Origin of the sequence: Saccharothrix espanaensis DSM 44229 (assembly GCF_000328705.1) — a bacterium.
In the GTDB taxonomy this organism is placed as follows: domain Bacteria; phylum Actinomycetota; class Actinomycetes; order Mycobacteriales; family Pseudonocardiaceae; genus Actinosynnema; species Actinosynnema espanaense.
The window spans coordinates 1024271-1046191 of sequence record NC_019673.1 but is presented as its reverse complement, the minus strand read 5'-3'; the positions used below and the strand labels follow the sequence as shown (position 1 = coordinate 1046191).

The following is a 21921-nucleotide window of genomic DNA, read 5'->3' as shown; positions in this document are numbered from 1 at the left end:
CGGCACAAAGCAGAGGCCCCTCTCTTCACCTGAAGAGAGGGGCCTTCGCCTCTGTAGCGGGGACAGGATTTGAACCTGCGACCTCTGGGTTATGAGCCCAGCGAGCTACCGAGCTGCTCCACCCCGCGTCGCTAAGACCAACCCTACACCCCCCACCCCCCAACTCCAAATCGCCCCCCACCCACCTCAAAACACTCCCCCCAAGCGCCCCCCAAACACGAAAAAGCCCCGCCCGTGATCTCCACAGACGAGGCTTTCCCATTTTGTAGCGGGGACAGGATTTGAACCTGCGACCTCTGGGTTATGAGCCCAGCGAGCTACCGAGCTGCTCCACCCCGCGTCGCCAAGACCAACTCTACACGCCCCCCAACCCCCCACACACCGGGGTCCCCCAACCCAAGAAACAACAGCCCCAAGCCCTCCACAACACACCAAGCCCACACACCCCGCAAGAGGCCGCCCACACCATCCCCACCCGACGAAGCCGCCGGGGGGTGCAGGGGGGCGAAGCCCGCCCTGCGCGGGGTTTGGGGGCCGCGCCCCCAATGCAATGCGGAAAAGCCCCGCCTGTGATCTCCACAGGCAGGGCTCTCCTACTTTGTAGCGGGGACAGGATTTGAACCTGCGACCTCTGGGTTATGAGCCCAGCGAGCTACCGAGCTGCTCCACCCCGCGTCGGTAATACGAACTCTACGCGGAGGTTGCCCGGATAGGCAAATCGGGTGGCCCGGACGTGTCCGAGGCCACCCGATTCACGACTGCGCGCCTGGTCAGCCGGTCGGCGTGGGCGACGGGGCCACCGACGACTGCGAGGTCTGCGGTGCCGCCGCGGACGCGGTCTCGAACTTCTTCGTGGCCTCGTCCAGCGCCTTGTACGCGTTGCCCAGGGCCGCGAAGTCACCGCTGCCCTGCGCCGCCTTGATGGCCGCGAGCGCGCTCTGGATGTCCTTCACGGCCTGCTGGAGCTCCGTGGTCTGCCCGTTGCTGCTGCCCGGCGGCGTGGTGCTGGTGGGCGGCGTGGTCGTGCCGCCCGGCGTCTCGCCGTTCTGGTCGGGCAGTTGCGCCGACGAGCCGCTGAGCACCTTCTCCAGCGCCTCCTTCAGCGTCGGGGCGTAGCCCACCTTGTCGCCGAAGCTGACCAGCACCTTGTACAGCTGCGGGAACTGGGTGTTCTGACTGGCCCGTTCGATGTAGATGGGTTCCACGTAGAGCAGCCCACCGCCGACCGGGAGGGTCAGCAGGTTGCCGTAGACGACCTTGGTCTGCCGCTGGGTCAGCAGGTTGAGCTCGCTGCTGACCTCGCCCGAGGTGAGGAACTGGGTCTGGATCTGCTGTGGGCCCTTGGCCTCGTTGTTGAGCGTGAGGACGCTGATCTTCCCGTAGTTGTCCGGGTCGGAGCGCACGCTCACGTACGAGGCCATGAACTCCCGGTTCTGCCTCACCAGCGCGCTGGTGAGCTGGAAGCTGACCTTGTTCGGGTCGCCGGTCGGGTCGCCCGCCAGCACGTAGAACGGCGGCTGCTGGTCGCGCGGCTGCTGGCTGTTCTGCTGCTGCTGCTCGGCCGTCGTCACGTTGTCGATGGTCGGGTCGGACGGCACGCCCCAGAACGAGACACCGGAGTAGAAGTCGCGCGGCTGGTCGACGTGGTAGCGCGCCAGCGTCTCGCGCTGGACCTTGAACAGGTCCTCCGGGTAGCGCAGGTGCTCACGCAGCGACTGCGACATGTCGCTGTTCGCCTTCACCGTGCCCGGGAAGACACCCATCCACGCCCGCAGGACCGGGTCTTTCTCGTCCATCGCGTACAGGGTCACCGAGCCGTCGTAGGCGTCCACAGTGGCCTTGACGGAGTTGCGGATGTAGCTGACGTCCTTGTTCGGCTGCTGCGCGACGCCGGGCAGCGAGTCGTTCGTGGCCGACGCCAGGGACGTGCGGCGCGCGTACGGGTAGTTCTCCAGCGTCGTGTAGCCGTCGACGATCCAGGTGATCTTGCCGTCGACCACGGCGGGGTACGGGTCGCCGTCGACGGTCAGCCACGGGGCGACCTTCTCGACCCGCTCGCGCGGGTGCCGGTTGAAGATGATCCGCGAGTCCTCGCCGATGGCCGAGTTGAACAGGATGTTCCGCTCGCCGTAGGCCGCGGCGAAGACCAGCTTGTTGAACAGCCCGCCGATCCGGACGCCGCCCTTGCCGTCGTAGGTGTACTGCGACCGGTCGGTGTCATACTCGCCCGGCGAGCCGCCGTCGCGGCCGCCGACGATCGCGTAGTCCGCGTCGCTGCCCAGCTCGCCGAAGTACGTGCGGGGCTGCTGGACGCCGAACGGGCCGGGCTTGACCTTGCCCTCCTGGTCGACCTCGGCCACCTCGAACACCGGGTAGCCGCCGTTGCCGCCCTGGTCGGCCGGCGAGTTGATCTTGCTGGCCTCGGCGAACACCATGCCGTTGCCGTGGGTGTAGATCAGGTGCTGGTTGATCCAGTCGCGCTGGCCCTGCGGGATGCCGGCGGTGTTGAGCTCGCGGACCGCGACGATGTAGTCCTGCAGCTGGCTGTCCACTTTGTACCGGTCGACGTCGAGCTTCTCCGGGAACGCGTAGAACGGCCGCAGCTGCTGGAACTGGGTGAACGTCTTGGAGATCACGGCCGGGTCGAGCAGCCGGATGTTGCCCAGCGTCGCCTGGTCGTTCTTCAGCTCGTCCAGCGAGACGTTCTGCTTGCCCTCGTACGGTTTCGTCTCGACCTTGTCGTCGGTGAGCCCGAACGCCTCCTTGGTCGCCGCTATGTTGCGGCCGATCGAGTCGGCTTCCTTCTCGATGGCGTTGGGCCGGACCGAGAACTGCTCCAGCACCGCGGGCCAGGCCGCGCCGACCAGGATGCTCGACAGCACCAGCAGGACGGTCGCGATGGCGGGCAGCTGCAGGTTGCGCAGCACCGCGCCGGTGAAGAACGCGATCGCGCAGAACACCGCGATGCAGAGCAGGATCAGCTTGGCCGGCAGCACCGCGTTGAGGTCGGTGTAGGTCGCGCCGGTGAACTTCTCGTTCCGGTCGGAGAACAGCAGTTGGTACCGGTCGAAGAAGTACGCCACCGCCTTGAGCAGCACGAACACACCCGCGACGATGGACAGGTGGGTGCGCGCGGGCCCGGAGAGCTGCCCGCCGCGGCCGGCCAGCCGGATGCCGCCGAACAGGTAGTGCGCCACCACCGCGCCGACGAACGACACCGCCGTGGCGATGAACAGCCAGGACAGCAGCCAGGTGTAGAACGGCAGCTGGAAGGCGTAGAAGCCGATGTCGTGGCCGAACTCGGCGTCGGTCTCGTTGAACATCGTGGCGTTGAAGAACAGCTGGATCTTCTGCCAGTCGCCCTGCGCCGAGCCACCCGCGATCACGCCGACGATCACCGGCAGGCCGATCGCGAACAGCTTCATCCGGCGGGTCACCACGGAGCGGTACCGGGCCACCGGGTCGTCCGGGCCGGACACCGGCACGAACACCGGCCGGCTGCGGTAGGCGAGGATCAGGTTGAGCGCGACGAGACCGCCCACCAGCAGGCCCACGGCGAAGAACAACCCGAACCGGGTCGCCAGCTCGATGCCGTAGACGCTGCGGAAGCCGACCTCGCCGAACCACAGCCAGTTGACGTAGGTGCCGAGCAACCTGGAGCCGGTGATCAGGCCGACCAGGACCACCGCACCGACGATGAGCAGAATCCGGCTTCGACGGGACAGCCTGGGCAGTCCGACCGGGGGCCGAGTGGCCACTGGGCACGCTCCTGGATCGCGGTAATGGCTTTCGTACGTTCTGTCCAACTGTACGGAGGCCGCCGAGGGTTCCCCGTCCGGTCGCCCGATTCGGGTGGATGCGACCATGGCGGGCGTGTCAGCGAGTGAGAAGCCGCCCGTGGTGCTGCCCGCCGTGGCCCGCGAGGTCGAGGAGTTCGTGTCCGCCGCCGGCTGGAACCAGGCGCCCCAGCTGTTCGCCCTGGTACCGACCGCCGACCTGCTCGCGCAGCAGCCGGAGCTGGCCGGTCAGCTCGATCCGGCGGCGTCGCCGCTGACCCCGATCGCGCAGGACGAGCTGCCGGACTCGGAGCTGGACAAGGCGCTGGCCGGGATCGTGTGGCCGGACGTCGTGCGCGGCTGCGCGCTGGCCCAGGAGATCGTCGTGCTGCCGCCGGAGGCCGAGGACTCGCTGTCGGAGGACCTGGACGACGAGGCGGCCCGCCAGTTCGCCGCCGCGCACCCGCAGCGCCGGGAGGCGCGCCTGGTGGCGGCCGTGCTGCGGGACGGGTCGGTGGCGTGCGTGCTGCGGTTGCGCGGCGGCTCGGAGGCCCCCGACGAGGTCGTGGAGCACCCCGAGCTGGCCCCGAACCTGACCGACGCGCTGCTGGAGACCCTGCGGCCGTAACGGCGCGTCAGCGGTGCGTGCCGTCAGCGGTGCGTGCGGTCGGCAGTGCGTGCCGTCAGCAGTGCGGCGCGTCCTGGCCCGCGTTGATCGCCTTGAGGGAGTCGACCGCGTCGGTCAGCTTCTCGACCTTGACCAGCCGCAACCCCTCGGGCGCGTGCTGCTTGGCCTCGTCGCAGTTGCCGGCCGGCACCAGGAAGGTCGTCGCGCCGCCCTCGCGCGCGGCGACCATCTTGAAGTTGATGCCGCCGATCCGGCCGACCTGGCCCTGGTCGTCGATCTCGCCGGTGCCCGCGACGGACTGGCCGCCGTTGAGCTCGCCGGGCGTCAGCTTGTCCACGATGGACAGCGCGAACAGCAGGCCGGCCGACGGGCCGCCCACGTCGCTGAGGCTGATCTTGATGTCGAACGGCACGTCGGCGCGGTCCACCGGCCGGATGCCGAGGAACCCGCTCGCCCGGTCCTCCGACTTGCCCAGGGTGATCGTCGCGGTCTGCCGCGCCGACTCGCGCTGGAAGGTGATCTCGACCCGGTCGCCGGGCTTGGTGTTCTCCAGCGCGCCGCGGACGTCCTCGTAGCTCGCCAGCTCCTTGCCGTTGACGGCCAGCAGGCGGTCGTCGGGCTGGAGCACGTTGTCCGCCGCGCTGCCGCGGGTGATGTCGCCGGCGACGACCTTCATCGGGTAGGAGAGGTACCGCAGCGCGGCGACCTCGGCGCTGGTCTGCGAGTCCTGGAACGCCTTCACGTTCTGGTCGCGGACCTGCTGCTCGGACTCGCCGGGTCGGAAGAACTCCTCGCGCGGGGCCAGCGCGTACCGCCCGCTGACCCACAGCCCGAGCGCGCCGAACAGCGACACGTCATCGGTGAGCGAGACCGTGGTCATGGTGAGCGAACCGTTGGTCGGAAACGTCTCCTGGCCCTCGACGTGCACCACGTCGGTGCCGTTGACCTGCCCCAGCGTGTTGTACGTCGGACCGGGGCCCAACGCGACGTAAGGCACCCTGGCGAACCCGCCGAGCAGGCCGAGCGCCAGGACCACCACCAGGCTGATGACCAGCGTCCACGTGCGCCTGGTCAGACCGCCACGGGGTCGGACCGGGCGGTTCGTCGGCTGCTCCACGACGGTGTCGGTGCCTTCGCTCACGCCCGACAGGGTACGACCACCCCCTCACGCCCTCGGCGAACCGGTCCCGCGCGCCACCCACGGCCCGCGTACCGTGGGGGTATGAGTGACGTGCCCTTCGGGTTCGGCCCGCAGGACCCCGACGACCGCGGCCGCAAGCCCGAGGAGCCGGGCAACCCGTTCGACTTCAACCAGCTCGGCGCGATGCTGAGCCAGCTCGGCGCGATGTTCAGCAACACGGGCACCTCCACCGGGCCGGTCAACTACGACCTGGCGAAGCAGATCGCGTTGCAGCAGCTCGCCGGCCAGGGCGGCGGGCTCGGGTTCACCCCGGACCAGGACAAGGCCGTGGCCGACGCGGTGCACCTCGCGGAGATGTGGCTCGACCCGGCGACCGCGCTGCCCGCCGGCAGCACCAGGTCCCAGGGCTGGACCGCGCGCGACTGGGTGGAGCGCACGCTGCCGACGTGGCAGCGGCTGTGCGACCCGGTGGCGCGGCGGGTGTCCGGCGCGTGGGTGGAGGCGATGCCCGCCGAGGCCAAGGAGGCGGCCGGTCCGCTGCTGTCCATGCTCGGCCAGATGGGCGGCATGGCGTTCGGCTCGCAGCTGGGCGGCGCGCTCGCGCAGCTCGGCGCCGAGGTGCTGACCTCGACCGACGTCGGCCTGCCGCTGGGGCCCGAGGGCACCGCGGCGCTGCTGCCCGCGAACATCGAGAAGTTCACCGAGGGCCTGGAGCTGCCCGCCGGCGAGGTGCTGGTGTTCCTGGCCGCACGCGAGGCGGCCCACCAGCGGCTGTTCAGCCACGTGCCGTGGCTGCGGCAGCGCCTGCTGGACACGGTGGAGGCGTTCGCGCAGGGCATCACGGTCGACACCTCGGCGCTGGAGCAGCTCGCGGGCCAGGTCGACCCGACGAACCCGGCCTCGATCGAGGAGGCCATGAAGTCCGGGATGCTGGAGCCGCAGACCACGCCCGAGCAGAAGGCCGCGCTGACCCGCCTGGAGACGCTGCTGGCGCTGGTCGAGGGCTGGGTGGACGTCGTGGTCGCGGAGGCCGTGGGCGAGCGGCTGCCGGGCGCGGAGGCGCTGCGGGAGACGCTGCGCAGGCGGCGGGCGTCCGGCGGGCCGGCCGAGCAGACGTTCGCGACGCTGGTCGGGCTGGAGCTGCGGCCGCGCCGGCACCGGTCGGCGGCGGCGCTGTGGAAGCTGCTGGGCGACCAGTACGGGACCGAGCAGCGCGACAGCGTCTGGGAGCACCCGGACCTGGTGCCCAGCGCCGAGGACCTGGACGACCCGATGGAGTTCGCGGAGCGGTTCGGGCAGACCCGCAAGGCGTTGGAAGACCCGATGGCGGAGCTGGAGCGGACGCTGCGGGACGAGAAGCCGGGCGAGAAGCCGGACGGCTCCGAGTAGCACGCCGACCCGGACCGACCCGACACCGACCCGGTCGCCGGCCCCTCGTGCGGGCCGGCACGGGCCGGGTCAGTCCTCTTCGGTGATGCCCAGGCCCGCGGCGGCGGACAGGCCCTCCAGGTAGCCGATGGCCCGTTCGGACCTCGGGTAGCGGTGCACGAGCTCCCAGAAGTCCTTCCCGTGGCCGGGCACGCTCAGGTGCGCCAGTTCGTGCACCAGGACGTAGTCAAGCACCCACGCGGGCACGTCGCGGAGCCGTTCGCTGATCCGGATGGTGCCCTCGCTGGGCGTGCAGGACGCCCACCTCGTGCGCATCGGCGGCACCCAGCGGACGCTGCTGGGCCGCACGCCGTCCAGGTGCCGGTCGGCCAGCTCCTCGCAGCGGGCCAGCAGGGCGGCGTCGGACGTGCGGGTGGGCGAGCGCCTGCGGGTCTCGCTGCGTTGCAGGCGGCTGAGCATCTCGGCCACCCAGTGCTTCTCCTCGCTCTTGCTCATGCGCGCCGGCAGCAGGACGACGACGGTGTCCCCCTCGCGGTACGCGCTCACCATGCGACGGCGCCGAGCGCTGCGCCGTACCTCCACCTGCGGTTCGGGCATGGCGTTCACGGTAAGGCCCCGCACCGACAATTCGCGGCGGCCAAGCGGCGGTGTGCGCGGCATCGGCCGAACAGATTCCCCCGAACGACGGCTGGACACGCGGCACGTCGCGTGCAGCGGTTGTCCGCCCACGGAGGTAGCGTGCAGCGCAGCCCCCGAGTGTGGTGCAGATCGCCCCTCACTCTCGAAGCAAGGAGGAAGCCGTGGCCGAGACCTACAACGGCTACTGCGTCAAGTGCCGTGAGAAGCGCGACTTCACGGGCGAGGTGCACGAGAGCAACAACCGCAGGATGGCCAAGGGCAAGTGCCCGGTCTGCGGGACCACGGTGACCCGGATCCTCGGCAAGGCGAAGGTCTGAGCCGGCGGGTGGCCGGGCCCGCTCCCGGCCACCCGACCAGGTCTCCAGCGCACGACTCGCCGGGAACCGCGCGCGGTCGCACCCGCCGCAGTGCCCTTCCGTGCACTCTGCCGACCGTGACCACGTTCCACCGCCCCCGCGTCCTCCCCGGCCTGCCCGTGCTGCGCCGCCGGCCCGACGCGATCCAGATCGGCCTCGACCCCCGGCACTCGGTCCTGATCGAGGACGTGCCGCCGGAGACGGCCGCCGCGCTGTTCGCCCTGACCGGCCGCCACACCCTCCCTGAGCTGCTGCGACAGCTCGCCGGGCGGGACTACCAGGACGAGGACTTCGCCCGCCTGGTGCACGCCCTGGCCGACCTCGGGCTGGTCGAGGAGACCGTCCCGCGACCGCACGGCCGGCTCGTCACCGAGACCACCGAGTGGGCCCTGCGCACCGGCCGCCCCGCACCCGGGCTGGTCGCCGCGCGGGCCGCCCGCTCGGTCGTCGTGCACGGCGACGGGCGGCTCGCGCCGGCGGTCGCCGGGCACCTGGCGTCGGCCGGGGTGGGCCACGTCCGGGTGGTCGCGCGCGGCCGGGTGAACCCGGAAGACACCGGATCGGGTTACCTCGACGGTGACGTCGGCCGGACCCGGGCGGAGGCCGTCGAGGACGCGCTGCGCCGCGCGGCGCCGGACGTGCGCACCGAGGTCCGGGTGAAGGCGCCCGACCTGGTCGTGCTCGCCGACGCCGAGGTGCCGCCGCCGGAGCTGGTGCGGGCGCTGCTGCTCGACGGCACGCCGCACCTGGCCGTGCGGGCGGCCGAGGGCCTGGGCGTGGTCGGGCCGCTGGTGGTGCCCGGCCGGAGCAGTTGCCTGCGGTGCTACGACCTGCACCGGGCCGACCTGGACCGGGGCTGGTCGGAACTGGCCGTGCAGCTGGTCGACCAGCCGCGGCACGCCGACCTGCCGACCGTGGTGACGACCGCCGGGCTGGCCGCGGGGCAGGTGCTGCTCGCCGTGGACCACGGGTCGGGCGCGCGGACCCGGCCGCCGGCGTGGGACGCGGTGCTGGAGGTGAACGCGTTCGCGGGTCTGGTCGAGCACCGGCTGGCCCCGGTGCACCCGCGCTGTGAGTGCCGCTCACTCGTGTGAGTCGGTCCTCAGCATGGGCTGTGTAGGTTCGAGGAGGCGTAAACCACTGCGACCGTGTTTCACGGGCGGGGGGAGAATCTTCGGGTGAGTGAGATCCCGCGCAAGGCCGTGCAGCGCACCGCCAAGCTGGCCAGCCTGCCCATCGGGGTGGCCGGCCGGGTGGTGGGCGGGTGGGGGAAGCGGCTGGCCGGCCGCAGTTCCGAGGAGGTCAACGCCGAGGTGTCGGCGAAGACCGCGGAACAGGTCTTCGCGGTGCTGGGCCAGCTCAAGGGCGGTGCCATGAAGTTCGGGCAGGCCCTGAGCGTGTTCGAGGCCGCAGTGCCCGACGAGCTGGCCGAGCCGTACCGCGAGGCGTTGACCAAGCTCCAGACAGCGGCCCCGCCGATGCCCGCGCGCACCACGCACCGGGTGCTGGCCGAGCAGCTCGGGTCGGGCTGGGTGAAGCGCTTCGCGGAGTTCGACGACGACCCGGCGGCGTCGGCGTCGATCGGGCAGGTGCACCGCGCGGTGTGGCACGACGGCCGCGACGTCGCGGTCAAGGTGCAGTACCCCGGCGCGGACGAGGCGCTGCAGGCCGACCTGAAGCAGTTGCTGCGGTTCAGCCGGGTGCTCCAGGCGATCATGCCCGGCGCGGAGGTGAAACCGCTGCTGGAAGAGCTGCGCGACCGGTATTTGGAGGAGTTGGACTACCGGACCGAGGCGGGCAACCAGCGGGTGTTCGCCAAGGCGTTCGACGGCGACGAGCACGTCCTGGTGCCGCGCGTGGTAGCCAGTTCGCCGAAGGTGATGGTCACCGAGTGGACGGACGGCACCCCGCTGTCCCACGTCATCCGTTCGGGGGAACGCGAGGAGCGCGACCTGGCGGGCCGGCTGCTGGCGGAGTTCCACTTCTCCGCACCGAGCCGGTCCGGCCTGCTGCACGCCGACCCCCACCCGGGCAACTTCATGCTCGGCGCGGACGGCCGGCTGCGGGTGCTCGACTTCGGCGCGGTGGCCAGGCTGCCCGACGGCCTGCCGCCGACGTTGGGCCTGATGACCAGGCTGGCGCTCGACGGCCGGTCCCGCGACCTGCTGGAACTGCTCCGGTCGGAGCACTTCATCCGGCCGGGGACCGAACTGGCCGAGCAGGACGTCCTCAACTACCTGGGGCCGTTCGTGGAGCCGCTGCGCGCGGAGACGTTTCACTTCACCCGCAAGTGGCTGCAGAAGCAGGCGGAGCGGGTGGGCGACCTGCGCAGCCCCGACTCGCAGACCGGCCGGTCGCTCAACCTGCCGCCCCAGTACCTGCTGATCCACCGGGTGACGCTGGGCGCGACGGGCATCCTGTGCCAACTGGACGCGAACGTCCCCACCCACGCCATCGTCGCCCGCTGGCAACCTGGCTTCGCCGACTGAACCCCCGCTTTCCACCGACCTCCCGCTCCACCGCCCCTGGCACTCCCGACCGGCCCCCCGGCCCTCCGGCCGCCCCGGTCGGGAGTTGTCCACACCCCGATTTCCCCATCCACAGATTCGCGACCGGTCCTCGCGCTCCTGCTCCGTTCGGCCCAAGATCGAAGACATGACCGACGCGACCAAGACCGCCGCAACCACCACCAGCGTGATCAAGACCGACGTGACCACGACCGGCTTGGTCAAGACCGATGTGATCAAGACCGCAGACCTGAAAGCCGCAGGCGTCCCCCGCTACGTGATCGACCTCCGCTGCCGTCCCGGCGGCCCGTGGCAACGCATCCTGCCCGGGGTGCTGCTGCTGGCCGCCGCACCGCCGACCAGGGCGCAGCAGGTGCGGGCGGCGCTGGCCTACGTGGGCCCGGAGGCCGTGCTGACCGGCGTGGACGCCCTGCGTGAACAGGGCTTCCCCCACCTCCCGCTACCGCCGTCGATCCACATCCTGCAACCCGCCTCCTGCCGCAAGACGGGCCGGGGCGAACTGCTGCTGGAACGCACCACCCGCCTGCCCACACCGGTCCGGAAGGACGGCCTCCCCCTGGCCCCACCCCTGCGAGCGGTCCTCGACGCCGCCCGCCAGGAATCCCACCCCCATCGCCGACACGCCGTCCTGACCTCGGCCATCCGCTCCGGCTACACCCCCGACGCCCTGCTGGCCGAACTCGACGCGGGCAGCCAACGCGGCGCGGCCGTCCCCCGAACCGCCCTCCGAAAACTGGCCCACTTCCGCCGAGCAGCCTTCACCTAACCCTCTCCCACCAGCAGAAAGGAGCCTCCTCACGAACCGTGCCCCAGCCGCCGGCCCACGCTGCCCACCGGGCCAACCCGGCGCAATCCGGCGCAATCCGAACGACCGGTTACCAGCCACCGGCTACCAGTACTCGGCGGGTAGCTTGCCCTCGATGTCGCGGACGTGGGTTCTGGCGCAGTCGTGGCACAGCCAGCGGTCGACACCGTCTTCGCGTTCGCGGGCCCAGGCGAGCAGTTGTGCGGTGTCGGTCACCGATTCGCGGGTTCGGCCGCATCTCGCGCAGGTCGGGTTCACGGCTTGCGCCCGAGGTGGACCGTCCCGGCCGACAGCAGGAACACGTCGTCACGCCGGCCGAGGTAAGCGGCGTCGTCCGGGTCCAGCAGCCGGGTGAGGGCGTGGCGGTCGGCGGCGTGCAGGCGGTCGGCTCCGACTTCGGCCAGCCACTCGACCTGGCGGACGGCCCACTCGCGGACGGCGGGCTTGGCGGGCGCGGGGTGGTCGACCAGGTAGCTGAACGCGGTCACGTCGACCAGGCCGACGTCGGTGAGCACGGTGTTCCAGCCCGCGGGCAGGCGCACCGAGTCGGGCATGGACTCGCGCATCCGCACGAACCACTCGGCACGGGCGTGGGCGAGCCGGTCCTGGAGGCCGGGTTCGCCAATGCCGAGGTCCCACGGCAGGCACCGGCTTTCCAGGCCGCCCTCGCCGAGGGCCAGCCACCCGCCGGGGGCCAGGGCGTCGGCCAGGTCGGCGACGGCCTGGCGCTGGTCGGGCAGGTGGTGCACGACCCGGGAGGCCCACACCAGGTGGGCGGGGCCGGCGATGTCGGCCGGGCGTTCGGCGGCCAGGTCGGCGAGCACGGGTCGGACGCGGACGGTCGTCGTGGGGGTGTCGTTCTCGTAGGTCGCGGCGGAGCGGGCGGCGGTCGCCGCGGCGTCGAGGACCTCCGGCACGGCGTCGACCAGGACAACGGTGCCGCCGCCGCGGGCGGTGAGGGATTCGACGAGGGCGACGGCCATGCCGCCTCCGCCGCAGCCCACGTCGACCACGGTCGGGTTGTCCGGCAGGGTGCGCACGAGCCTGCGTGCGATGACGCGGATGGCGTCGGCGTCGAGTTCGGCGGCCCGCCGCAGCGAGGCCAGGCGCGATGTCCAGTCGATTCCGTCGTGAGTGTGAGCGGCCACGCACCAGACCGTACCCATGACGGGGCCCGCCCTCCCCTCGAACCGAGGGGAGGGCGGGCCGGGTGTCACGGCATCGGATCGCGGCGGCCCTCAGGCGGGCCGGCGGTCAGACCGCGCGGGCCGTCAGCTGCGCCCTGCGCTGGGCCCAACCGGCCAGTCGCTGCCACCGGCGGGCGACGACGAGGCGGCGGGCCGTTCGATGCCGTTGGGCAAATACCTCTGCTTCATGCATTCGGGATCTGGCCAGATTTTCTTCGAGCAACATGGGGTTACCTCGCGGGTCAAGGTCGATGACGACGGTCTGATCGCTGGTGGTTCGGTACGTGGTCACGCGGCGGCCTCCTGGTCGGTAGCCCCCCGGACAACGGTCGCGGCAGGTGCCGCGGGCACAACAGACGCGGCAGGTGCCGCGGGAACAACGGGTGCGGCGGGTGCCGCGGGAACAGCGGGTGCGGCGTCCTTGCGCGGACGCCCACGGGGACGCTTGCGCGCGATGACGGCTCCCCGCTCGAAGATCTCGCCGCCCCAGACCCCCCAGGGCTCGTGCCGGGCGAGCGCGCCCGCCAGGCACTCGGCGATCACCGGGCACCCGGCGCAGAACCGCTTGGCCTGCTCCAGCTCCGCCGGCGCGTCGGCGAACCACAGGTCAGGGTTGTTGGTGCGGCAAGGAAGTTCCAAGCCGGCGTCGGGCGCGGTGTCGATCAGGGTGGCGACCCCGGCTCCTGCCAGGTCCGGCTCGGTGGACAACGTCCCGGCTATCGGGACGGTCGCGGTCAACATCAGTGGACTCCTGTCACAGGTCTTGCGATGGGGTTTGTCCTGCTAAAACGGGTCGAACACAACACAAAGGCCGCGGATCCGGTTACGGGTCCGCGGCCTTGGTGAGCCTCAGGTGTGCCTGACGGGTGGTCAGGTACCTCGCTCGTGCGCGGACGGCGCAACGTTCTGAGTCGGGACAACGGTGGGCTCGTAGGCGGCCGGCACCTTGATCAGCTGAACTCGCTCGGCGCCCCACTGCGAGGCGTACCGATCGCGGGCAGACTTCTGCCCCGCAACGTGAGCGGTGCCGGACACGGTGAAGCCCGTCGCCAAGAGGCGACTCGGCATCGGGAAGCCGTTTTGAGTCTTCACACCGGTCACCTCCTCGGGCAGCTAGTCTCGGAGCAACGCTCTGTCGAAATCCCCAGCGGGCGCTTCGCGCCCGGCCTCAGCAGGTTATGACTCGGTCCCAGGCCGATGCAACCGCTTTTTCCAAATACCTGTCGATCGTGTGATGTTTCAGCGTTTGCCCTGGACAAGGGCGAGGACGTCGGCCCCGTAGCGATCCAGCTTGGCCGCGCCGATGCCGGCGATCGCGACCAGGCCCGGGACGTCCTCGGGGCGCTGCTCCGCGATCGCGACCAGGGTCGAGTCGGTGAACACCACGTAGGCGGGGACCTTGAGCTCCTTGGCCCGGCCCGCGCGCCACGCGCGCAGCTTGGCCAGCAGCTCCTCGTCCAGGTCCGACGGGCAGCTCTCGCAGCGGCTGAGCTTGACCGACCGCGCGTCGGTCAGCGCCGAGCCGCAGATCCGGCACAGCGGCTTGGGGCGGCGCTGGAGCGGTTCGCGCTTGGCGGCGGTGCGCGACGCGGGGTGGTCCTCGGGGACCAGCCCGTGGAGGAACCGGCTGCGCCGGCGGTAGCGGCGGCCCCCGACGGCACGGGCGAGCGCCCACGACAACCACAGGTGCTCACGGGCGCGGGTCACCCCCACATACAGCAGCCGGCGCTCCTCCTCGATCGCCGCTTCGTCGTTGTCCGCGTGCACGATCGGCACGGTGCCCTCGACCAGGCCGACCAGGAACACCGCGTCCCACTCCAGGCCCTTCGCGGCGTGCAGCGAGGCGAGCGTGACGCCCTCGACGGTCGGCGGGTGCTGCGCCTCGGCGCGCACGTCCAACTCGGTGACGAACTTGGCCAGGTCCGCGCCTTCGACGGCGGTCGCCAGCTCCTCGGCGAGTTCGACCAGGGCGAGCAGCGACTCCCACTTCTCCCGGGCCGCGCCGCCGGCGGGCGGCTCGTCGGTGAGCCCGACGCCGCTGAGCACCTCGCGCACGACCTTCGGCAGCTCGCCGGGCGGGTCCTGCGCGGCGGCGGTGCGCAGCGTGATCATCGCCTGGCGCACCTCGGGCCGCTGGAAGAACCGCTCGCCGCCGCGCACCTGGTAGGGGATGCCGAGTTCGGCCAGCGCCTGCTCGAAGACCTCGGACTGCGCGTTGACCCGGTAGAGGATGGCCACCTCGCTGGCCGGCACGCCGTCGTCCAGCAGCGCCCGGACCCGCTGCGCGACGGCCGCGGCCTCGGCGGGCTCGTCGTCGAACTCGGTGAACCGGGGCGCCGGTCCCTCCGGCCGCTGCCCGATCAGCTTCAGCCGGGACCCGGCCGGGCGGCCGCGCGCCCACTTGATGACCTCGTTGGCCAGGCCGACGACCTGCGGCGTCGACCGGTAGTCGCGTTCCAGCCGGACCACGGCGGCCTCGGGGAAGCGGCGCGCGAAGTCCAGCAGCGGGCGCGGCGAGGCACCGGCGAAGGAGTAGATGGTCTGGTTGGCGTCGCCGACGACGGTCAGGTCGTCGCGGGGGCCCAGCCACGCGTCCAGCACGCGTTGCTGCAACGGCGTGACGTCCTGGTACTCATCGACCACGAAGCACCGGTAGCGGTCGCGGAACTCCTCGCCGACCTCGCTGTGCTCCTCCAGCGCGGCGGCGGTGTGCAGCAGGAGGTCGTCGAAGTCGAGCAGCTGCGCCTCGTTCTTGAGCTGCTCGTAGGTCTGGTAGACCTTCACGACCTGCTCGGCGGGCGCGGGCGTGTCGCGCTGGGTCCGCGCCGCGGCGGCCGGGTAGTCGTCGGGCGCGACCAGTGACGCCTTGGACCACTCGATCTCGCCCGCGAGGTCGCGCAGCGAGTCGGACTCGGTGGACAGCCCGGCCCGGTTGGCGGCCTGCGCGACGAACCGCAGCTTGTTCCGGTCGATCAGGTCCCACTGCGGCCCGCCGACCACGCGCGGCCAGAAGTAGCGGAGCTGCCGCAGCGACGCCGCGTGGAACGTCCGCGCCTGCGCGCCCTGCACGCCCAGCGCCCGCAGCCGGGTCCGCATCTCCCCCGCGGCGCGCGCGGTGAACGTGACGGCGAGCACCTGACCGGCGGCGACGTGACCGCGCTGCACCAGGTAGGCGATCCGGTGGGTGATGGTCCGGGTCTTGCCGGTGCCCGCCCCCGCGAGCACGCAGACCGGGCCGCGCGGTGCCTCCACCGCGGCGCGCTGTTCCGGGTCGAGTCCCTCCAGCAGCGGCTCCATGGGCTGCATCCTCGCATTGCACACGGGCACGGCTGTGATGGGGCGACACGGCGCGCCGTATCCTGGTGGGTATGGCTGGAAAGCAGGACAAGGCCGCCGCCAAGGAAGCGGCGAAGGCGCGGCGCGCGGCTTCGAAGGCGCGGCGCGGACAGATCTTCGAGGCGTTCAAGGTGCAGCGCCGCGAGGACAAGGCGCTGGTGCCCCTGATGCTGTTGTGCCTGTTGGGCGCGACGGCGGCGGCGTTCCTGCTGGGACTCGTCTGGGACATGCAGTGGGTCCTGCTGCCGCTGGGCATCGCCGTGGGCGCACTGCTGGCGGTGATCGTCTTCGGGCGGCGGGTGCAGCGCAACGTCTACGCGAAGGCGGACGGCCAGCCCGGCGCGGCCGGCTGGGCGCTGGACAACCTGCGCGGACGCTGGCGCGTGACCCAGGCGGTGGCCGGCACGACGAGCGGTGACATGGTGCACCGCGTCATCGGCCGCCCCGGCGTGGTCCTGGTCGCGGAAGGCGCTCCCCACCGGGTGAAGGGCCTGCTCGCGCAGGAGAAGAAGCGGGTGGCCCGGGTGATCGGCGAAACCCCGATCTACGACGTCATCGTGGGCACCGAGGAAGGTCAGGTCCAGCTGCGCAAGCTCCAGGGCCACCTGATGAAGCTGCCGCGCAACATCTCGACCGCCCAGGTCGACACGCTGGAGAACCGCCTGGCCGCCCTGGCCAGCCGGGGCGCGGCACTCCCCAAGGGCCCGCTGCCCCAGGGCGCGAAGATGCGCAACGTCCAACGCGCCATGCGCCGCCGCTGACCAGCCACAACCCGCCAACCGGCCGTCCGACGAGAGCCCTCCGCGCGGAGGGCTCTCGGCTTTTCCACGAGGGCTCTCAGCCATCCCCCCCGGAATTGTCGGTCCCCCCTGGGACAATGGATACCGGGGGCCGGCGGCCGGCGGTCCCCACCCGCCACAGCCGGCGCAGACACCTCAGACAACGCAGGCGCTAACCCCGGCGCGGAGGACGCAGACGCCACACCCGACGCGGAGGTCGCGTTCGACGACCGGCGTTCAGCGGACGCGGATGACCACGGTGCCGGCGGCCTTGTCGTGCAGGCAGCGGCCGTCCGCGTCCCACACCACGGCCGGGATGATCGGGAAGATCAGCACGGTGCGCAGCACCGCTCGCGGCACGCCGACCATCCCCGCGCCGTCCAGCCGCGCCACCCGCAGCCCGAACAGGGCGTGACCGGGGGTGAAGCCGAAGAACCCGACCGCGACCACGGTGATGGCGAACCAGGCGAGCAGGCTCCAGTTGCGCGGCAGGTCGGGGTAGGTGAACACGCCCGCCACGCCCATCGACAGGGCGAAGTCGACCAGGATCGCCAGCGCGCGGCGCCCCGTCCCGGCCACCGCGCCCGGCCCGGACCTCGGCAGGCCGAGGCGCTCGCCCTTCCACCGCTGGGCGGTGCCGTCGCCCGAGTCGGCGCCCGGCTCCAGTGCCGAGCGGGGTCCAGACAGCCACGAACCGGTCCACTTGCTCACCCCACCAGAGTAAGGCCGTGCTCAGCGGGTGAGGATCGGCAGGTCGGGTTGCCCACCCCAGGGGGCCCGTTAACACTGGCGAAACATCAGGGTGACTGCTGGGCAACACCGCCGCCATAGCGTCGCCCGTAGATGGCAGGCCGCACGAGACCAGCGGCGTAGAACCGCGCCCCCACCGCAGTGAAGGAGTCTACGAGGGTGTTCAAGAATCCCGACGAGGTCCTGAAGTTCATCTCCGACGAGGGCGTGAAGTTCATCGACGTCCGGTTCAGCGACCTGCCCGGTGTGATGCAGCACTTCACGCTCCCGGCCTCGGCGTTCGACGCGGACGCCATCGCCGAGGGCCTCGCGTTCGACGGCTCGTCCGTGCGCGGCTTCCAGTCGATCCACGAGTCGGACATGCTGCTGCTGCCCGACCTGTACACCGCGCGCCTCGACCTCTTCCGGATCGAGAAGACGCTGATCATCAACTTCTTCGTGCACGACCCGTTCACCCGCGAGGCGTACAGCCGTGACCCGCGCAACATCGCGCGCAAGGCCGAGCAGTACATCGCCGAGTCGGGCATCGCGGACACCGCGTACTTCGGCGCGGAGGCGGAGTTCTACATCTTCGACTCGATCCGCTTCGACACAACCGCGAACGCCTCCTTCCACGAGATCGACTCGATCTCCGGCTGGTGGAACTCCGGCCGTGAGGAAGAGGGCGGCAACCGCGGCTACAAGGTGAAGTACAAGGGCGGCTACTTCCCGGTCACGCCCAACGACCACTACGCCGACCTGCGCGACAAGATGTCGCTCAACATGGAGGCCAACGGCTTCACCGTCGAGCGCGCCCACCACGAGGTCGGCACCGGCGGCCAGGCCGAGATCAACTACAAGTTCAACACGCTGCTGCACGCGGCGGACGACCTGATGCTGTTCAAATACATCATCAAGAACACCGCGTGGCAGGCGGGCAAGACCGTCACCTTCATGCCGAAGCCGCTGTTCGGCGACAACGGCTCGGGCATGCACGCCCACCAGTCGCTGTGGAAGGACGGCGTGCCGCTGTTCCACGACGAGTCCGGCTACGCGGGCCTGTCCGACACCGCGCGCCACTACATCGGCGGCATCCTGCACCACGCGCCGTCGCTGCTGGCGTTCACCAACCCGACGGTGAACTCCTACCACCGCCTGGTGCCGGGCTACGAGGCCCCGGTCAGCCTGGTCTACAGCCAGCGCAACCGGTCGGCGTGCGTGCGCATCCCGATCACCGGCAACAACCCGAAGGCCAAGCGCATCGAGTTCCGCTGCCCCGACTCGTCGGGCAACCCGTACCTGGCCTTCTCGGCGATGGTGATGGCGGGCCTGGACGGCGTGAAGAACAAGATCGAGCCCCCGGCCCCGATCGACAAGGACCTCTACGAGCTCCCGCCCGAGGAGGCCCTGAACGTCAAGCAGGTCCCCGCGACCCTCGACGCCGTCCTGGACAACCTGGAGGCGGACCACGAGTTCCTGCTGGAGGGCGGCGTCTTCACCCCGGACGTCATCGACACGTGGATCTCGTACAAGCGCGAGGAGGAGATCAACCCCCTCCGCCTGCGCCCGAACCCGTACGAGTTCGCGCTCTACTACGACGTGTGACCGACGCGGGGCTCCGACCAGCAATTTCACCAATCGGAGCCCCGTGCCGGCGGCCGGACCTGGGCCGGCCGTTCTGAGCGGGACCGAAGGCCGGGTGACACTCCAGTCACCCGGCCTTTCGCCGTTTCCGACCGGGTGTCGCCGCTTCGCCGATTCCGGCGCGACCAATCCGCAGTTTTGCGCGAAAACGCCGGGTGAAACGTTTTCCGGCCCGCGTGCGATCCCAGTCGGGACAGGGTTCGCGGTCACGGCGAGAGAGCTCGACCAGCGGACGCGGACACCGGAGAGGCGCGAGCGGCGTTGGACATAGACCCTTTTACCGTGACCGCGCTGGCGGCCGCGATCAGTTCGTCCGGACTGCTTTTCGGAAGCGTCCGGCGGGTGCTTTCACTCATCTTCCGGAGGCCGTCGAAGAACTCGGTGGTCATCCGCTTCAACGACGACTACCTGAGCGTCGACATGGACGAGAACTTCCGGCAGCGGGTGGTGGAACGGGCCCTGGTCGCCGGGCTCAGCGAGGACGAGGCGCAGCGGCTGGCCAGAGCGGTCCTGGCCCAGCTGCCCGGGCGTGGCACGAGTGGTCCGACCTCGGTCGACGTGGGCGAGGTGAAGGATGCCAAGTGACAGCTCCCGGGCGTCGGAGGCCCAACCGGGCGGCGGTGTCGCCGACACCCGCCAGGCGGACCCGTTCCCGGTGACCACGGCGACCGTGACCACCCATTTCAAAATGATCTTCATCTCGGTGTTGCTGCTGGAAGTCGCACTGCTGCTCGCCATGAACGGAATGGCCATCTTCGTCCACGATCCCACGGAGGTGGTGAAGAACTCCATCTCCACCTGCTCGACGCTGGCCACCGCGGGTTTCGGCGCGATCTGCGGGTTGATCGGCGGAAAAGCCATCAACTGACCCGGCGGAACGCGTGGGGCGCCGGGTATTCGCCGATCCGGGCGCGTTCCCCGGCGGGCGCTCGCCGACCGCCGGAACCGCACTCGGCGGTATTCGATCTGCCGGCCGGGATGACCGGGTGCTACCTGGGCACCGGGATGTCGGCCACGGTCACCGAGCCGCCGGTGGGGGCCAGTTGCCCGACGATCCCGCCGAACGTCACCGCCACCGTCCTGGACGCGCCCGACACCCTCGGATCCAGCTCCACGTACCCGGAGGTGCTCGCGTTCTTCGCCACGGTCACCGGCCACTTGCTGGTGGCCAACGACGCGCTGTAGCTCCGCTTCCCGTCGTCCACGGCGGAGATCGACGCCAACGGCAGGTCCATCTTCGCGGTGCTCGCGTTGACCAGGGTGACGTGCAGCCGCAACTGCCCGCCGGTGTTCTCCACCCGCGTGATCTCGATGGTCAGCAGCCCGCGGGCCTGTTTCCACGAGCCGACGGCCACTTTCGTCTCCGCGGTGACCACCGGAGCCTCCGACGACGACGTGGTGCCGACGACCCCGTCCGCGCTTGTCCCCGGCGCGGTGGTGGGCGCGTCGGCCCGCAACGTCACGCTGAGCGCGCCGATCCCCACGGACCCGACCGTCACGGCCTGCACCGCGCCCAGCAGCACCAGCACGCCGAGCACGACCAGGCCCACGGTCAGAGCCGGGTTCTTCTTCCGTTGGCGGGTCTCGTCCATGACGTCCTTCGTCCGGGCGCGCGTGCGAACGTGCCGGTCCACCGGGCGCGCGCGTGCGAACGTGCCGGTCCCCGTGGGCCCCGCCAGTCTCGGCACAGCGACCACCGACAGTCAACAACCCCGGGCGGCGCCAACGGGTCCCGGCACCGAACCCGGCCACGCCACCATCGTGGTGGGCGGTTAGGGTCGCGCCGTGTCTGATGACGTCGCAACCACCGCGCAGGTGCTGTCCACCAACATCTTCGACTCCGCCGCCGAGGCGATCGAGGCGATCGCCGCCGCCGACGTGCTCGGCCTGGGCATCAAGGTGTCCAACCGGCTGGTGCCGGACGAGGACTCCGACGACACCCTGGTCGAGGAGTGGATCGTGGAGCTGTTCACGTCGGTCCCGACGGTGGACGAAGACGAGGAGTGACCGTGCGGAGGCCTCCCGGGTCCGCCGGGAGGCCTCCGTCGTCACACCGTCAGCACGATCTTCCCGCGCACGTGCCTGCCTTCCAGCAGCCGGTGCGCCTCCGCGGCCTCGGCCAGCGGGAACGTCTGCTGCACCACGACCTTCAGCTCACCGGACGCCGCGTGGCTGGCCAACCAGTCCAGGTCGGCCCGCACGGGCTTCGCGTACGCGTAGCGCCCACCCAGCCGCAGCACGTTGGTGTCCACGATCGACACGATCCGCGACGGGTCGCGCACCAGCGCGGGCGAGTCGTTGAGCGCGGCTCCGCCGACGCAGTCGAACGCCACATCCACCAACCCGTCCCCGCCGACCAGATCAGCCACGTTGTCCACCAGCGCGTCCCCGTACGCGACGGGGTCGGCACCCAGCGAACGCAGGAACTCGTGGTTGCGCGGCGACGCCGTGCCGATCACCCGGGACGCCCCGAGGATCCGCGCGACCTGCACCGCGAGGTGCCCGACGCCGCCGGCGGCGGCGTGCACGAGCACCGTGTCACCCTGCGACACGTGCACCTTGCGCAGCGCCTGCAACGCGGTCAACCCGGTCAGCGCCAGGCCGCCGGCTTCCGCGAACGACAGGTTCGCGGGTTTGTGCGCCAGCCCTCTCTCGGTGGCCGCGACCAGCTCGGCGTACGTGCCGTGCTGCACGTGGTCCTTGCGCTGGTAGCCGAACACCTCGTCACCGGGCCGGAAGCCCTCGACGGCGGGCCCGACCGCGCGGACCACGCCCGCCACGTCCCAGCCGGGGATCAGCGGGAAGTGGTGGGGCAGCGAGTCCTTCACGTAGCCCATGCGCACCAGCCGGTCGACCGGGTTGACCCCGGCGGCCCGGACCTCCACCAGCACCTGGTCGAAGCTGATCGGCGGATCGGGTAGTTCCCTCAGCTCGAGTACCTCGACGTCGCCGAACTCGTCCTGTGCAATCGCCTTCACGCACTC

22 protein-coding genes and 3 tRNA genes are annotated in these 21921 nt (G+C 71.0%); 11 read left to right on the top strand and 14 right to left on the bottom strand.

All coding sequences use genetic code 11. The annotated features are described in order from the left end of the window. Positions 1 to 54: 54 nt before the first annotated feature. The 4 genes from BN6_RS05050 to BN6_RS05035 form a co-directional block, all read right to left on the bottom strand. Positions 55 to 128: transfer RNA gene (locus BN6_RS05050), tRNA-Met, on the bottom strand. A gap of 138 nt (positions 129 to 266) precedes the next feature. Next, positions 267 to 340 (bottom strand) — tRNA-Met (locus tag BN6_RS05045). Positions 341 to 601: 261 nt separating this feature from the next. Further along, positions 602 to 675: transfer RNA gene (locus tag BN6_RS05040), tRNA-Met, on the bottom strand. Between the two features lie 95 nt (positions 676 to 770). After that, positions 771 to 3758: a UPF0182 family protein gene (locus BN6_RS05035; RefSeq protein WP_015098463.1), complete on the bottom strand. Its 2988-nt coding sequence runs from the start codon at positions 3756 to 3758 to the stop codon at positions 771 to 773. 106 nt (positions 3759 to 3864) lie between these two features. Here BN6_RS05035 and BN6_RS05030 point away from each other — a divergent pair, with 106 nt between their 5' ends. Then, positions 3865 to 4404, top strand: coding sequence for a PPA1309 family protein (locus BN6_RS05030; RefSeq protein ID WP_015098462.1), 540 nt, complete (start codon positions 3865 to 3867; stop codon positions 4402 to 4404). Between the two features lie 55 nt (positions 4405 to 4459). Here the strand turns inward: BN6_RS05030 and BN6_RS05025 are convergent, their stop codons facing one another. Beyond that, positions 4460 to 5545 carry a YlbL family protein gene (locus tag BN6_RS05025; protein WP_015098461.1) on the bottom strand — a complete coding sequence of 362 codons (1086 nt, stop codon included), beginning with the start codon at positions 5543 to 5545 and terminating at the stop codon, positions 4460 to 4462. 81 nt (positions 5546 to 5626) lie between these two features. Here BN6_RS05025 and BN6_RS05020 point away from each other — a divergent pair, with 81 nt between their 5' ends. Further along, positions 5627 to 6934, top strand: a complete 1308-nt coding sequence (locus BN6_RS05020; RefSeq protein ID WP_015098460.1) for a zinc-dependent metalloprotease — start codon at positions 5627 to 5629, stop codon at positions 6932 to 6934. Between the two features lie 69 nt (positions 6935 to 7003). Here the strand turns inward: BN6_RS05020 and BN6_RS05015 are convergent, their stop codons facing one another. Beyond that, the gene (locus BN6_RS05015; RefSeq protein ID WP_041311978.1) at positions 7004 to 7531 is read right to left on the bottom strand and encodes a M48 metallopeptidase family protein; all 528 of its coding nucleotides are present in this window, start codon (positions 7529 to 7531) and stop codon (positions 7004 to 7006) included. Positions 7532 to 7734: 203 nt separating this feature from the next. On the opposite strand from BN6_RS05015, the gene BN6_RS47370 reads away from it, so the two are divergent. The 4 genes from BN6_RS47370 to BN6_RS05000 all read left to right on the top strand — a co-directional run bounded on the left by BN6_RS47370 (position 7735) and on the right by BN6_RS05000 (position 11223). Continuing rightward, positions 7735 to 7890, top strand: coding sequence for a DUF5679 domain-containing protein (locus BN6_RS47370; RefSeq protein ID WP_015098458.1), 156 nt, complete (start codon positions 7735 to 7737; stop codon positions 7888 to 7890). Between the two features lie 116 nt (positions 7891 to 8006). Continuing rightward, complete coding sequence (locus BN6_RS05010) at positions 8007 to 9023, top strand: ThiF family adenylyltransferase (protein WP_158509343.1); 1017 nt, start codon at positions 8007 to 8009, stop codon at positions 9021 to 9023. Positions 9024 to 9107: 84 nt separating this feature from the next. Then, positions 9108 to 10418, top strand: a complete 1311-nt coding sequence (locus tag BN6_RS05005) for an ABC1 kinase family protein (protein WP_015098456.1) — start codon at positions 9108 to 9110, stop codon at positions 10416 to 10418. Positions 10419 to 10584: 166 nt separating this feature from the next. Next, positions 10585 to 11223, top strand: coding sequence for a hypothetical protein (locus BN6_RS05000; RefSeq protein ID WP_231905001.1), 639 nt, complete (start codon positions 10585 to 10587; stop codon positions 11221 to 11223). 123 nt (positions 11224 to 11346) lie between these two features. Here BN6_RS05000 and BN6_RS49465 read toward each other — a convergent pair whose 3' ends face one another. From BN6_RS49465 to BN6_RS04980, 5 genes are all read right to left on the bottom strand, one after another. After that, a complete protein-coding gene (locus BN6_RS49465) occupies positions 11347 to 11478 on the bottom strand; it encodes a hypothetical protein (protein WP_085983480.1) in 132 nt (43 codons plus the stop codon). Positions 11479 to 11516: 38 nt separating this feature from the next. Beyond that, positions 11517 to 12428, bottom strand: a complete 912-nt coding sequence (locus BN6_RS04995; RefSeq protein WP_015098453.1) for a methyltransferase — start codon at positions 12426 to 12428, stop codon at positions 11517 to 11519. Positions 12429 to 12516: 88 nt separating this feature from the next. Continuing rightward, complete coding sequence (locus tag BN6_RS45295) at positions 12517 to 12741, bottom strand: hypothetical protein (protein WP_148302732.1); 225 nt, start codon at positions 12739 to 12741, stop codon at positions 12517 to 12519. After that, complete coding sequence (locus BN6_RS04990; RefSeq protein ID WP_015098452.1) at positions 12738 to 13190, bottom strand: WhiB family transcriptional regulator; 453 nt, start codon at positions 13188 to 13190, stop codon at positions 12738 to 12740. Before BN6_RS04990 ends, BN6_RS45295 begins: the two co-directional genes overlap by 4 nt. A gap of 498 nt (positions 13191 to 13688) precedes the next feature. Further along, positions 13689 to 15746, bottom strand: coding sequence for an ATP-dependent DNA helicase UvrD2 (locus tag BN6_RS04980; protein WP_015098450.1), 2058 nt, complete (start codon positions 15744 to 15746; stop codon positions 13689 to 13691). 71 nt (positions 15747 to 15817) lie between these two features. Here BN6_RS04980 and BN6_RS04975 point away from each other — a divergent pair, with 71 nt between their 5' ends. Further along, positions 15818 to 16546, top strand: a complete 729-nt coding sequence (locus BN6_RS04975) for a DUF4191 domain-containing protein (protein ID WP_015098449.1) — start codon at positions 15818 to 15820, stop codon at positions 16544 to 16546. Positions 16547 to 16801: 255 nt separating this feature from the next. Here the strand turns inward: BN6_RS04975 and BN6_RS04970 are convergent, their stop codons facing one another. After that, positions 16802 to 17275 carry an RDD family protein gene (locus BN6_RS04970; RefSeq protein ID WP_015098448.1) on the bottom strand — a complete coding sequence of 158 codons (474 nt, stop codon included), beginning with the start codon at positions 17273 to 17275 and terminating at the stop codon, positions 16802 to 16804. A 198-nt stretch (positions 17276 to 17473) separates the two neighbouring features. Between BN6_RS04970 and glnA the strand changes: the two genes are divergently transcribed. From glnA to BN6_RS04955, 3 genes are all read left to right on the top strand, one after another. Further along, positions 17474 to 18898, top strand: a complete 1425-nt coding sequence (gene glnA, locus BN6_RS04965) for a type I glutamate--ammonia ligase (protein WP_015098447.1) — start codon at positions 17474 to 17476, stop codon at positions 18896 to 18898. Positions 18899 to 19219: 321 nt separating this feature from the next. Further along, positions 19220 to 19522 (top strand): hypothetical protein, encoded by a 303-nt coding sequence (locus BN6_RS04960; protein WP_041311971.1) that lies wholly within the window; start codon positions 19220 to 19222, stop codon positions 19520 to 19522. A gap of 70 nt (positions 19523 to 19592) precedes the next feature. Then, positions 19593 to 19805 carry a hypothetical protein gene (locus BN6_RS04955; protein ID WP_148302731.1) on the top strand — a complete coding sequence of 71 codons (213 nt, stop codon included), beginning with the start codon at positions 19593 to 19595 and terminating at the stop codon, positions 19803 to 19805. A 121-nt stretch (positions 19806 to 19926) separates the two neighbouring features. Here BN6_RS04955 and BN6_RS04950 read toward each other — a convergent pair whose 3' ends face one another. Beyond that, positions 19927 to 20529: a hypothetical protein gene (locus tag BN6_RS04950; RefSeq protein ID WP_041311968.1), complete on the bottom strand. Its 603-nt coding sequence runs from the start codon at positions 20527 to 20529 to the stop codon at positions 19927 to 19929. 193 nt (positions 20530 to 20722) lie between these two features. On the opposite strand from BN6_RS04950, the gene BN6_RS04945 reads away from it, so the two are divergent. Beyond that, complete coding sequence (locus tag BN6_RS04945; protein ID WP_015098443.1) at positions 20723 to 20944, top strand: hypothetical protein; 222 nt, start codon at positions 20723 to 20725, stop codon at positions 20942 to 20944. A gap of 41 nt (positions 20945 to 20985) precedes the next feature. Here the strand turns inward: BN6_RS04945 and BN6_RS04940 are convergent, their stop codons facing one another. Next, entirely contained in the window at positions 20986 to 21915 is a 930-nt protein-coding gene (locus BN6_RS04940; RefSeq protein ID WP_015098442.1) for an NADP-dependent oxidoreductase, read from the bottom strand. Between the last annotated feature and the right edge of the window lie 6 nt (positions 21916 to 21921).

Coding starts and splice junctions, on each gene's coding strand:
- BN6_RS05030 (WP_015098462.1), top strand. CDS start 3,865: ATGGCGGGCGTGTCAGCGAGTGAGAAGCCGCCCGTGGTGCTGCCCGCC.
- BN6_RS05020 (WP_015098460.1), top strand. CDS start 5,627: ATGAGTGACGTGCCCTTCGGGTTCGGCCCGCAGGACCCCGACGACCGC.
- BN6_RS05015 (WP_041311978.1), bottom strand. CDS start 7,531: ATGCCCGAACCGCAGGTGGAGGTACGGCGCAGCGCTCGGCGCCGTCGC.
- BN6_RS05000 (WP_231905001.1), top strand. CDS start 10,585: ATGACCGACGCGACCAAGACCGCCGCAACCACCACCAGCGTGATCAAG.
- BN6_RS04995 (WP_015098453.1), bottom strand. CDS start 12,428: ATGGGTACGGTCTGGTGCGTGGCCGCTCACACTCACGACGGAATCGAC.
- BN6_RS04990 (WP_015098452.1), bottom strand. CDS start 13,190: ATGTTGACCGCGACCGTCCCGATAGCCGGGACGTTGTCCACCGAGCCG.
- BN6_RS04980 (WP_015098450.1), bottom strand. CDS start 15,746: ATGGAGCCGCTGCTGGAGGGACTCGACCCGGAACAGCGCGCCGCGGTG.
- BN6_RS04975 (WP_015098449.1), top strand. CDS start 15,818: ATGGCTGGAAAGCAGGACAAGGCCGCCGCCAAGGAAGCGGCGAAGGCG.
- BN6_RS04950 (WP_041311968.1), bottom strand. CDS start 20,529: ATGGACGAGACCCGCCAACGGAAGAAGAACCCGGCTCTGACCGTGGGC.